At 75.1% G+C, this 11,707-nt stretch carries 7 protein-coding genes; 5 read left to right on the top strand and 2 right to left on the bottom strand.

Annotated elements, in window-relative coordinates:
* The first annotated feature begins 4 nt into the window (after positions 1–4).
* Genes HH311_RS15170 through HH311_RS15180 form a run of 3 tightly spaced genes read left to right on the top strand, consistent with a single transcriptional unit; the run spans position 5 to position 4,826 of the window.
* Entirely contained in the window at positions 5–1,876 is a 1,872-nt protein-coding gene (locus tag HH311_RS15170; RefSeq protein WP_169184490.1) for a proton-conducting transporter membrane subunit, read from the top strand.
* Complete coding sequence (locus tag HH311_RS15175) at positions 1,876–3,423, top strand: NuoM family protein (protein WP_169184491.1); 1,548 nt, start codon at positions 1,876–1,878, stop codon at positions 3,421–3,423. The genes HH311_RS15170 and HH311_RS15175 overlap by 1 nt, the downstream gene beginning before the upstream one ends.
* Positions 3,420–4,826, top strand: coding sequence for an NADH-quinone oxidoreductase subunit N (locus HH311_RS15180; protein ID WP_169184492.1), 1,407 nt, complete (start codon positions 3,420–3,422; stop codon positions 4,824–4,826). Before HH311_RS15175 ends, HH311_RS15180 begins: the two co-directional genes overlap by 4 nt.
* 116 nt (positions 4,827–4,942) lie before the next feature.
* On the opposite strand, the gene HH311_RS15185 is transcribed toward HH311_RS15180, so the two are convergent.
* Both HH311_RS15185 and HH311_RS15190 read right to left on the bottom strand, forming a co-directional pair.
* A complete protein-coding gene (locus HH311_RS15185) occupies positions 4,943–8,752 on the bottom strand; it encodes a tetratricopeptide repeat protein (RefSeq protein WP_169184493.1) in 3,810 nt (1,269 codons plus the stop codon).
* Positions 8,749–9,486, bottom strand: a complete 738-nt coding sequence (locus HH311_RS15190) for a sigma-70 family RNA polymerase sigma factor (RefSeq protein WP_169184494.1) — start codon at positions 9,484–9,486, stop codon at positions 8,749–8,751. The genes HH311_RS15185 and HH311_RS15190 overlap by 4 nt, the downstream gene beginning before the upstream one ends.
* 175 nt (positions 9,487–9,661) lie before the next feature.
* Between HH311_RS15190 and HH311_RS15195 the strand changes: the two genes are divergently transcribed.
* Complete coding sequence (locus tag HH311_RS15195) at positions 9,662–10,840, top strand: hypothetical protein (RefSeq protein ID WP_169184495.1); 1,179 nt, start codon at positions 9,662–9,664, stop codon at positions 10,838–10,840.
* A 12-nt stretch (positions 10,841–10,852) separates the two neighbouring features.
* Positions 10,853–11,674: a hypothetical protein gene (locus HH311_RS15200; RefSeq protein ID WP_169184496.1), complete on the top strand. Its 822-nt coding sequence runs from the start codon at positions 10,853–10,855 to the stop codon at positions 11,672–11,674.
* The last annotated feature ends 33 nt before the right edge of the window (positions 11,675–11,707 follow it).

Here is an 11,707-nt window from a genome sequence, read left to right on the forward strand (position 1 = left end):
CCGCATGACACTGCTCCTCGCGCTCCTGCTCACGCTGCCCGTGCTCGCCGGGCTCCTGCTCCTCTCGGCCTTCCCCCGCGTCCAGGGCGTCCTGGTGGTCGCGGCGGGCTGGGTGACCGCGGCGGTGACCGCGGTCGTCGCCGTCGAGCTGGCGGCCGTCGTCGGGCGGGCGCCGGTGGCCCCGACGCTCTCGGTCCCGCTGCTGGGGCCGATCGCGTTCCGGTACACCGTCGACGGCCTGGCCGCGGTGCTCGTCGTGACGGTCGCCGTGATCGGCGCGCTGGTGCTGCTCGCCGCGGCCGGGGAGCCGCGGCTGCGGGAGGGTCGCTTCGTCGGCGCGGTCCTGGTCTTCGTCGCGGCCATGCTCGCGACGGTCACCGCCGCGACGCTGCCCGCGCTGCTCGCGCCGTGGGAGGTGATGGGCGCCGTGAGCTGGGTGCTCATCGCCTTCGACCGGCGCGACCCCGCCGTCGGCCCCGCCGCCACCCGCGCCTTCCTGACGACGCGGACCGCGGACGTCGGGCTCTACGTCGCGGTCGGGGCGGCGCTGGCCGCGGGCGTGCCCGGCCTGGCCCTCGCCGCGACGGCCGACGCCCCGGGCGGCTGGCGCGACCTGCTCGCGGCCGGCCTCGTCGTCGCCGCCCTGGGCAAGTCCGCGCAGCTGCCGTTCTCGGCGTGGCTCTCCGGGGCGATGGTCGGGCCGAGCCCGGTCTCGGCGCTGCTGCACTCGGCGACGATGGTCGCGGCCGGGGCGGTGCTGCTCGTCCGCGTGGGCCCGCTGCTCGCCGCGACCGGCTGGGCGGCCACGCTGGTGGCCTGGGTCGGGGCGCTGACCGCGGTCGTGCTCGGGGTCGTCGCCGCGACCCAGCGCGACCTCAAGCAGCTGCTCGCCGCGTCGACGTGCGCGCAGGTGGGCCTCATGGTCCTGGGCGCCGGGGTGGGTGCGACGGCGGGCGCGGCCGGCCTGCTCGTCGCGCACGCGGCGGTCAAGGCCCTGCTCTTCCTCGCCGCCGGGGGCTGGCTCGCGGTGCTGCGCACCCGCTCGCTGCCGGTGCTGCGCGGCGCGGCCCGGCGGCACCCGGTGGTCGGGGTGGCGTTCACCGTCGGCGCGGCGGCGCTCGCGGGGGTGCCCCCGCTGTCGATCTGGTGGACCAAGGACGCGGTGCTGGCCGGGGTGCCGCTGGGGGACGGTCTGCTGACCGTGGCCGGGCTGCTGGCGACGGCGCTGTCCGCGGTCGCCGCCACCCGCGCGGCCTGGTTCCTCTGGCGCCCGACCCGCTCGCCGTCCATCCGCCGCGGCGCCGACCGGCCGCGCCGTCACGTCCCGGTCGCCGTGACCGCCGCGGTCGTCGTGCTCGCCGTGCCCGCGGCCGCCGTCGGGGGTGTCGGGGTGTGGACCGGCCTGGTGCCGCGGGCCGACGCCGGCGAGCTGGTGACCACCGGCGTCGTCGTGGTCTTCGCCGCCGCCGCGGCGTGGGCGCTGCACTCCCGCCCGATCCGGCTGGGCTCGGCCGTACTCCCCCGTCTCGCCGCCGCGGCCCGGGGGTGGCTGGGGCTCGAGGCGGCGACCCGGGCCGTCGTCGTGCGCCCGGTCCTCGCCCTGGCCCGCGTCCTCGACCGCGCCGACGGTGCCCTCGGCGCGGCCCTGCCGCGCGCGGCGGAGACGGTGCCGCGGCTGGCCCGGGAGGTCGACCGGCGCGGGGAGCGCCCGCTGGCGGCCGCGGTGTCCGGCGTCGCGGGCGGGGTACGCCGCCTCGGGGATCTCGCCCGCCGTCCCCAGACCGGCCAGCAGCACCAGTACTACGCGCAGGGCGTGGTGGTGCTCGGGACGCTGGGGGTGCTGGTGGCGGTGCTCGTGGTGACGGGGGTGCGCTGATGCTGACCGCGCTGTGGCTCGCCCCGCTGGCGGTGGCGGCGGTGCTCGTCGCCGTGCCGGCCGCGCGGCGGGAGGTCGTGCTCGGCGCGTGGGTCGTGCTCGCGGTGGCCGAGGTGGGCGGGGCCGGGGTCGTGTGGGCGGCGGTGCCGCGCGGCGGCGGGTTCGCGTTCGAGGTCGCGGCGCCGTGGATCCCGGCGTTCGGGGTCGGCTACCACCTCGGCGCGGACGGGTTCTCCGCGCCGCTGGTGGCGATGACCGCGGTGGTGTTCCTCGCCGTCGCGCTGTCCGCGCTCCGCCGCCCGCCCGACGAGGACGCGGCCCGCACCCGCGCGTTCGTGCTGCTCTTCCTCGCGCTCGAGGCGGTGGGGATCGGGGTGTTCCTCGCCCTGGACCTCGTGCTGTTCTTCGTGTTCTTCGACCTGTCGATCGTGCTGATGTACTTCGTCATCGCCGGGTGGGGGTCCGGCGGCCGCGTCCGCTCGGCGCTGCAGTTCTTCCTGTACACGTTCCTGGGCTCGCTCGTGATGCTCCTGGGGTTCCTCGTGCTCGCGGTGGGCGGGCGTACGAGCGGCGGGATCACCTTCGACATCCCCACCCTCGCCGCCCGGGCACCGGTGACCGGCCCCGCCGGGGTGCTGGCCCTGGTCGCGATCGGGGTGGGACTCGCGATCAAGACGCCGGTCTGGCCGGTGCACACCTGGCTGCCGCCGGCCCACACCGACGCCCCCGCCGCCGGCTCCGCGGTGCTCGCCGCGGTGCTGCTGAAGATGGGCACCTACGGCTTCGTGCGGATCGCGATGCCGCTGCTGCCGGGGCCGTGGCGCTCGGCGGCGATCGTGTTCGTGGTGCTGGGGGTGGTCTCGGTGCTCTGGGGCGCGCTGGTCGCCCTCGCCCAGCGCGACCTCAAGCGGATGATCGCCTACACCTCGATCACGCACCTGGGCTACGTGGTGCTCGCCGTCGGCGCCGCCGGGGTCGTCGCCGCCGGCCCGGAGGCGCGCACCCTCGCCGTCACCGGCGCGACGGTGCAGATGGTGAGCCACGGCCTGGTCACCGCGGCGCTGTTCCTGCTCGCGGGGGTGCTGCGGGAGCGGGGCGGCACGTCGGAGATCGCCGCCTGGTCCGGGATCGCCGGCCCGATGCCGCGCTTCTCGTGGACGTTCGCGCTCGCCGCGTTCGCCTCGCTCGGCCTGCCGGGGCTCTCGGGCTTCGTCGGCGAGTTCTCGCTGCTGGCCGGCTCGCTGCCCGCCGTGCCGGTCGCCGTCGTGGTGGCGGCGCTGGGGCTCGCGGTCACGGCGGCGCTCTTCCTGCGGGCGCTGCAGTCGATGCTGCTCGGCGACCGCCACCTCCCGGCCGCGGCCGAGCGCGCGCCCGCCCCGCGGATCGGCCGGTTCCGGGCGCCGTCCTCGCCCGACCTGCGGGTGGTCGAGACGACCGCGGTCGGGCTGCTGCTGGCGTGCTCGGTGGCCGTCGGGGTGGCGCCCGCGGTGCTCACGACGACGATCGCCCCGGCCGCCGCCCAGGTGGTGTCCCTGGTGAGCCGATGACCGCCGACGTCGTCACCCTGCTGCCCGAGGTCGTCCTCGCGCTCGGGGCGGTGCTGGGGCTGCTCGTCGGGTCGTTCCTGCCGCCGGGCCGCGAGGCGCCGGTGCGCGGGATCGGGATCGCGGCGTCGGTCGCGACGATCGTGGTGGCGCTCGTCGTCCACGGTGGGCCGAGCGCGTTCGGCGGGACGTACACGGTGGACGTGGCGACGACGACCGTGCGGGTGCTGGTGGCGGGGGCGGTGGGGGTGTCGCTGGTGCTGGCGGGGGACGTCAGCGGTGTCGCATCGCAGACGCTCGGTGTCCGGAAAGCCACACCGTCGACCGGCCGGACGGACACCGCGTTCGCCGTCCTCGTCCAGCTCTCCGGCGTCGGCGCGATGGTGCTCGGCGGCGCGTCGGACCTGCTCCTGCTCGCGGCCGCCGTCCTGCTGGCGGGCCTCCCGCTGGCCGCGCTCGCCGGCCTGGCCCGCGACGGCCGCGCCACCGAGGCCGCGCTGAAGTACTTCCTGACCTCGGCGCTGTTCGGGCTCGTCCTGCTCACCGGGGTGACGGTGCTGCTCGGGCTGACCGGCGCCACGTCGTACGCGGCGCTGGGCCGGGCCACCCCGCCCGTCGTCGTCGCCGTCGCCCTCCTGCTCGTGCTCGCCGGTCTGCTCATGACGATCGGCGGGGTCCCGGCCCATTTCTGGGTCCCGGACGCCGTCGACGGCACCCACCCGGTCACCGGCGCCGTCCTCACGACGACGGCCAAGCTCGGCGGGCTCGTCGCCGCCTGGCGGCTGCTCGCGGCGGTCCCGACGACGGCCGTCCCCTGGCCGCTGCTCGTCGCCGTCCTGGCCACGGCCTCGATGACGCTCGGGAACCTGGCCGCCTTCGCCCAGACCTCGCTGCGCCGCCTGCTCGCGTACTCGACGGTCAGCCAGGTCGGCTACCTGCTCGTGCCCGTCGCCGTCGCCACGCGCACCCCGCTCGCGCTGCCCGCGCTGCTGGGCTACCTCGCCGCCTACGCGGTGACGAACCTGGCGGTGTTCGCCGTCCTGGCCGCGCGCCCGCACGCCCTCGAGGTCGCCGATCAGCGCGGCCTCGCCCGGCGCCACCCGGTGCTCGCGGTGGCGCTCGCCGTCGGGCTGCTCGGGCTGGTCGGGACCCCGCCGACGGTGGTGTTCGCGGGCAAGCTCGCCGGGTTCACCGCGGCCGTCGACGGCGGGATGTCCTGGCTCGCCGTCGTCGCGGTGCTCAACTCGGTGGCGAGCCTCGTCTACTACCTGCGCTGGATCGCGCCGGTCTTCTCCCCGGGCGACCCGGTGCTGCGCGACCCGGTCGCCCCCCGGGCGCGGGCGGTCGCCGTCGTGCTCGCGGTGGTGTCGGTCGCGGGCGGGCTCCTGGTCGCGTTCGCCGGGTGAGGGGCGGCACCAACCCTGTGGCGGACGGACCCTGATGACAAGGGCCGGTACTGCCTGGCCGAGCACCCGGTGCGGGTCGCTCTGAGCTCAGCGCTGAAGGCGACCGCCCCGAGCCGTCAGCGCACCGGGTAGGAGTCCGGGGTCGGGACCGGGCCACCGCGGACACCGCCTTCGAGCCGGTAGAGACGCCGGACATCGAGGTGGTTGCTGCCGAGGACGCGCGACTGGCGGTCGCGCACTTCGCGGAAGCGCTGCGCAGCATCGCTCAGCTCACCCCGGACGACGGCGACCTGGGCTCGTTCTTCTTCGGCGCGCAGGGTCGCGACAGCCAGGGGCCCCTGGACCTCGGTCGCCGCACGGACCACGTCGTCCGCCTCGGGCAGGAGTTCGGACACTCGCCCCGTCATGCGCCACAACTGGAGACGCCCGATTCGCGCTCGCACTGTGTGGGGGTGGCTCCTGCCGCGCAGACCCTCGAGGTCGTGGACGAGGTCGTCGTACTCTCGCGACGCGGACGGCAGGAGACCGACCAGCAGGAGCGACCACGCGAGGCGGTACCGGCTGGTGGCGGTGTGCGGGTGGTCGGCACCGAGCACGCGGACCCGGTCGTCGCGGACGGCGCGGGCCGCCACCACCAGGGACTCCCTGCGCCCCATCACGGCGTCGACCCACACCAGCCGGTCCCGCGTCGACAGGACGTCCTCATCGTCGGACCCGAATTCCATGGTCTGCGACCGCAGTACGCTTCGCAGCTCCCGCGAGGCCTCCCTCTGCGCGCCCTGCAGACCGCGCGCCACCGCGAGCGAGTGCCGAGCCCGCAGGAGGATCCGGCGATCCACCGTCACCGCGTGCGCCGCCGCGTCCGCCAGCAGCTCCTCGAGACGTTCCTGCGCATCGGCCAGGCGGCCACGGTGGAGGACCACGCGCGCCGTGAGGTACCGGGCATCCACGGTCGCCGGGTGCGCTTCCCCCAGGACGCGGCGCCGATCGGCGAGGAGGGCCACCAGCTCCCGGTCGGCCTCCTCGGCGCGCCCACACCGGAACAGCGCCCACGCGTGCATCTCCCGGCTGTCCATGCTCAACGCGTGGTCGCTGCCGAGGAGCTCCTCCTTCGCGACCACGATCCGCCGCAGCTCTTCCTCGGCCGCGACCGGGTTCCCGAGTCGCATGCCGAGAACGGCGAGGTTGTGCGCATTGACGAGCACGCGGCGGTGAGCCTCGCCGAGGACCTTCTCCTGGGTCGGGATGAGGTCGGTGTAGAGCTTCTTCGCCACGCGCAGATCGCCGGCCCACATGGCCGACCACGCCACTCGACTACGCACCATGAGCGTAAGCGGGTGATCCGCCCCGAGGAGCCGCTCTGACCGCTCCAGCAGGGCCTGGAACTGCTCGCGGGCGTCCTCGTGACGACGAAGACGGCTGAGCGCCCACGCGAGGCGGTACATCGTCGACAGCACGTCCAGGTGGTCCTCGGAGCCCAGCGCCTGGATGCGGTCGGCCAGCACCTCACGGAACTCCTCGACACCCGCGTGTCCCTCTCCGAGCATCACGCGTACCCACGCGAGCCGGTGCCGGGCTGCCAGCGCAGCCCGCGCCCCACCCGCGCCGGAGCCACGACGACGGCGCACAACTACGTCGAGCAGCTCGCGCGCCTCGCCGAGCTCGTCCAGCTCGGCGAGCACCCAGCCGAGCGTGTCGAGCACCGAGATCGTGACCTCGGCGTCAGGACCGAGCACACGCGTGCAGATCGACGCGAGCGCCTCGAGCCGCCGTCGGGCCTGCGGGAGATCGCCGCCGCGGTCCAGCGCCGTCATCCAGGCCCTGGTCAGCTGGGCGGCCAGGACAGCGGGGTGCTCGCCACCGAGCCAGCCGTAGCTGGCGAGTGCGCCGTCGAGCAGTGCGGTCGCGGCCTCGTGCCGACCGGACCGGGTCAGCGCGGTCGAGGTCCGGTCGGCGAGCGCGAGGACACGCGCCCCGAGATCGTCCCCGACACGAGCCGGCCCGAGCGCCGGGCTCTCGACGAGCTCGTGCACGTGTGGCTCGATCGCGAGCACGGCCGGCCAGTCAGCGGGCCGCCCGGCGTCGAGTTGGGCGCGCTCCGCCTCGAGCATCTGGAGCGCGAGGGTGTCGAGAAAGACCGTCGCCGGGCCGTCCCCGAAGTCCCGCCGCGATTGTTCCGCGAGGGCGGGGTGCACCCGGACCGCGCGTTCCCACGCGGGACCTGCCCTCTCGACCAGGCCGACGCGTACCAACGCCGCGATCCCCTGCACGGCGTCGCCACCGCGCAGGCCACGGACCACATCGACCGGCAGCTCGCTCCGCCATGCCGCGATCACCGCGTCGAGTGCACCGAGCCTCTCCACGATACGGCCCGGCACCAGCTCGTCCGGTGCGAAGCACGCCAGGAGTCGCAAGAGCACCCGGCCCAGGGCGCGATCCGCGCCGAGCGCGTCGAGACAGACCTCGTAGACGGCGCGGACGGTGTCCCCGGCGGTTCGCGCGGTGACCCGGTCGATGCGATCGAGGTCGGGCAGCCCTCCGCGCGCGAGCAGGTCACCGACGCTGGTCAGGGCGAGCGGCAAGCCGGGGAGCAGGGCACAGATACGACGGGCCATCTCCTCGCCCCGTGCCGTCGGACCGGTGGAGTGACGCCCGGCCTCGTCCCTGGCCAGCTCGAAGCGATCGAGGACGACCTGCTCCGCATGGAACCGGTGGAGCTCCCGCATGGAACGTAGACGCCCGGGCGCCCACTCCCCCGGAGTACCGCTGCGCGTCGTGACGATCATGGCCACGCCGGCCCGGACGTGGTGCAGACAATCCGCGACGATCTCGCTGGTGGTGTCGTCCAGCACGAGGAGGGATCCCGAGGCGCGTCGCTGCGACTCCATGAGGGTCCAGAGTCGCTCGACGTACGCCCGCGTCGTCGTCGCGCGGCGATGCGCGGCCTGGACCTCCGAGAGCGGGACATCCCGGGCCAGCGCCACTTGTTCGAGGCCGGCCACGAGGGCGCTGTCGTCCTGCGCGGTGATCCAGAAGGTGGGGAGCCCGAGCTCGCTCACCTGACGGGCGACCTCAGCGGCGACGGTCGTCTTCCCCATGCCCGCGTGACCGACCAAGACTTCGCGAACGTCGCCTCCGTCGCGGATCGCGCCGACGAGGGACTGGACGAGCGTCTGCCGTCCACGGACCCGACGAACCGAGCGAACGGCGTCGGTGAACCGCACGTCGGACACGACCGGCGCCAGCGCGGTCGAGGTGCTCACGACGCCTGACGCCCGCTCCGGAGTCGGCGACGGCGCGTCGTCCCATCCGCCGGCACGACGCGCGGCGCGGTAGATGTTCGCGTAGCTGCCACCCCGGGCGCCGCTACCCCCGTCCCAACACTCGCCGGCTCGTTCGATGAGCAGCCGGGCGTGCTCCGGGCCCGCGTCGAGCGACCATCGGGCCGCGTCCTCCATCTCCACGCCCGCACCGAGCTCCCCGAGCAGCGTCGGGGTCGGTGTCGGTGAATCCTCGAGGAGCGCGCGCACCTCTCGGGCCCAGTCGCTCGCCGGGTCGGAAATTCCGGCACTCCCGGCGAGGACCGTCCGCCTGCCGCCCGCAGCCTCACGACGATGACGGCGGCGTGCCGCGACCCGGTCGAGAGTGCGCGCCATCAGCGCGATCTCCTCGTCCGGGAGCGAAGTCCTCCCCGCCCAGACCGTCGGCGCGAGGCTCCGGAAGGCCGCGAGGGCGTCCACCACCGACGGGTCGGGCTCGTCATCACCCCGCGCTGCGGCTCGGAATCGCTCGGCGATGACCTCACGGGCGGCCGCACCGCTTGCGGACGCACGCCGTTCGAGGACGTCCGCCACGAGGTCGGCCGCCGCCCGACCTGCGTCGGACAGCCCGATTCCAGGCGTGTCGTCGCCGGTGTCCGTGCTCATGATCCGTGGTCACCACCCATCTGGTCGATGTAGCGAAGATGTTCGAGAAAGTCCCGCCGTAGCTCGGACAGCCGGTTGGGGCTGAGCTCGACCTCTTGCGCGATCCGTGCCCACGACCAGCCGGTGTCCGCGCGGAGGGTGACCGCGTCACACAGCGCGGGATCGAAGTCGTGCAGTGCCACGACCAAGGCCTCGATGTCCTCGGTGGCGATGAGCCACTCCTCCGGGCCGAGGTCCTCGTCGCGGTACTGCTCGAGCGGTGATGCGTCGCCCATCCGGACCTCTACCGCCATCCGTCGGCGGGCCCGCCACCATCCCCGCATCGGGTTCCTCAGATGCAGGAGCAGACCGTTCAGGAAGTACGCGCGGAGCGGCAGACCCGCCCCGGCACGCCAACCCGAGCCGGCTAGGAGGCAAGTCGCGAAGTAGTCGAGCTGTTTCTCGAACGCGATCGAGAACATCTCCGCGAGGTCCTGGGGGTCCCTCCGCAACGCCTCGCGCTCGTCGTCGCTGAGCCGGATGGGCCGATGCAGCTTCTCGGTGCGCCGAGCGAGCGATCCACCCATGACCATGTCCTCGACGGCCCGGAAGCAGAACGCCCACAACGCGATCGCCACCGTCTCCCACTGCGGGCCCTCACAGCTGCACTCGACCAGGCGTCTCACGATCTCCTCGTCGTCGAGGCCGTCGATCATCCGCACGCCCACGTCGTGGTCGTCGCGTCGCGAAGGCATCACGGTCCCTCCCCCTGAGGCGCACGCACGGCCCCCCGAGAACCCCTAGGTCCGGACGACCCTTCGGCCACCCGCCGACCGGAGCGGGCTGGGCCGGCGGTGCACATCGACGGTGGAGAGGACCTAACCCCCCACGTCGGCGTCGCCCTCGGACGTCGAGGAGAGGACCACGGCCATGTCGGCACTCCACGCGCGTCGTCGCACCGTGCGGCGCCTGTTCGGCATCTCGATGCTCGTCTGCCTGGCAGCGGGGTGTGCTCCGCCGTCCGGGTCATCCCTCGCCGAACCCCGCCCCGGCATCGCGGTCGCGGTGGCCCACCACGACACCGAGCTCCCCCCGGCCCTCTCCGACTCCGAGCGCGCCGGGTTGCGCGCCCTCGTGTCCAGCCGCGACGACGTGACCGTCACCGTGCTCGCCGCGGGCGACCCGACCGTCGAGCGCGTCGACCTCGAGCCGCGCCGCCCGAACGGTCAGATCGAGCACGGGCCGCGGCGCGACGCCCTGCTCGACCAGCGGCTCGCCGCACTCGACGCCGCGATCGACCGGGCCGCGGCGCGCTCCAGCAGCACCGACCTGCTCGGGGTCCTCGGCAGTGCGGTGCGGCTCGGATCGACCGAGATCCACGTCCTGTCCGCCGGCCTCAGCGGCACCGACCCGTTCGACATGCGGGTCTCCGGCTGGGATGTCGACCCACAGCGGCTCGTCGCCGGGCTCCGCGCGGAGCATGCGCTGCCCGACGCCACAGGCCGCACCGTCGTCCTCAGCGGGCTGGGCCGCACGACCGGACGCCAGCCGCCGCTCGACGAGTCCGCCCAGCAGTCGTTGCGGGCGCAGTGGACCGCGGTGTGTGCCGCGACGGGAGCCCGTTGCACCGTCGACGACGGCCCGCGACCGGTCCGCTCCGGAGTTCCCGCCCCGATCGCGGGGCCGGTCGTGCCGGTGCCGCAGGCGACCACCGTGCGGGGCCCGGCGGGCGGCGTCGAGGTGTCGCTGCCGTCGTCGGTGCTCTTCGTGGCCGGGTCGTGCGTCCTGCGCGACCAGGTGGCCGCCGGCGCGCTGCTCCGGATCGTGGTGGGTCGCCTCCAGCTGGGGGCGAGCGTGGCGATCTCCGGCCGGACCGCGCCCGTCGGACCCGGCGACGGCGTCAGCCTGGCGACGTGCCGCGCCCAGGCCGTGGCGGACCTGCTCTACGGCCAGGGAGTGCCTCGTACCGCGGTCACCCGGGTGGCCGGGGACGGCTCGCTGGCCGACCCGCCTTCGGCGTCCCACGACGCGGCCGGCCAGCCCGACCCGACGACCTGGCCCGCGCTGCGCCGCGTCGTCCTCACCCTCACCTCCCCCACCCATCTCTGAGAGGAGCCCCCGATGTCCACGGTCACCTTCCCCGAGCCCCACACCCGCCCCGACGAGCCCGAGCGCGACCCGGCCGGCAGCCGCTTGCGGCGCAAGCTGGCCGTCGCCCGTCACGACCTCGCCGGCGTCGGCGACCGGGCGGTGCGCGACGGCCACGGCGGCACGGACACGGTCCGCGGCGTGACGGCGCGGCTGGCCCACCTCCACCGCGTGGTCCACGAGGACCCGTCGCCGGCCCGCCACCGCCGGATCTCCCGGGGGCAACGCGTGCTCCGGGCCCTGCTCCCGCTGCTCGACGGCGTCGTCCTCTGGTGGTTCCTGATCGGCGTGCTGAACATCGACCTGGCCCACCCGCAGCCCACGCTCGGCGTCTCGGTCGCCCTCGCGGTCCTCGGCACCGTCGCCGTCGCGGCGTGGGCCGGGATCGTCGGTGAGCACCTCGCCCGGTTCGTCGACGCCCGACGGCGGCTCGCGTGGGCCGCCGTGGACGTCGTCGGGCGCGCCATGCTCGTCGCCACGGCCGTCGTGTGGGGGCTGCTCGCGGCGATGATGTGGGTCCGGGTCCGCGACGAGGTGTTCCAGGCGACGGGTGTCGTCGACGTGGGCGGGGCGATCGTGGCGGCGGCGCTGGCGGCCGCCGTCGTCGTCGTCAACGCCTACGTGCTCTACCTGAGCTGGTCGGACGGCAGCGACGAGACCCGGGAGGCCGAGGCGCTCGCCCGCGCCCTCGCCCCGCACCTGCGGGCGCGGCAGCGTCTGGCCCGCCGGGTCACCGAGCTCACCGAGCGGGTGCGCGCGAAGGAGGCGGCGACGCGCGCGACCGACCGCCGATAGGTGCGCTTCGCGCTCGTGAGCACTAAATGCCGG

This window comes from Actinomycetospora sp. TBRC 11914, from assembly GCF_012933465.1.
Lineage (GTDB): Bacteria > Actinomycetota > Actinomycetes > Mycobacteriales > Pseudonocardiaceae > Actinomycetospora.

Coding starts and splice junctions, on each gene's coding strand:
- HH311_RS15170 (WP_169184490.1), top strand. CDS start 5: ATGACACTGCTCCTCGCGCTCCTGCTCACGCTGCCCGTGCTCGCCGGG.
- HH311_RS15175 (WP_169184491.1), top strand. CDS start 1,876: ATGCTGACCGCGCTGTGGCTCGCCCCGCTGGCGGTGGCGGCGGTGCTC.
- HH311_RS15180 (WP_169184492.1), top strand. CDS start 3,420: ATGACCGCCGACGTCGTCACCCTGCTGCCCGAGGTCGTCCTCGCGCTC.
- HH311_RS15185 (WP_169184493.1), bottom strand. CDS start 8,752: ATGAGCACGGACACCGGCGACGACACGCCTGGAATCGGGCTGTCCGAC.
- HH311_RS15190 (WP_169184494.1), bottom strand. CDS start 9,486: ATGCCTTCGCGACGCGACGACCACGACGTGGGCGTGCGGATGATCGAC.
- HH311_RS15195 (WP_169184495.1), top strand. CDS start 9,662: ATGTCGGCACTCCACGCGCGTCGTCGCACCGTGCGGCGCCTGTTCGGC.
- HH311_RS15200 (WP_169184496.1), top strand. CDS start 10,853: ATGTCCACGGTCACCTTCCCCGAGCCCCACACCCGCCCCGACGAGCCC.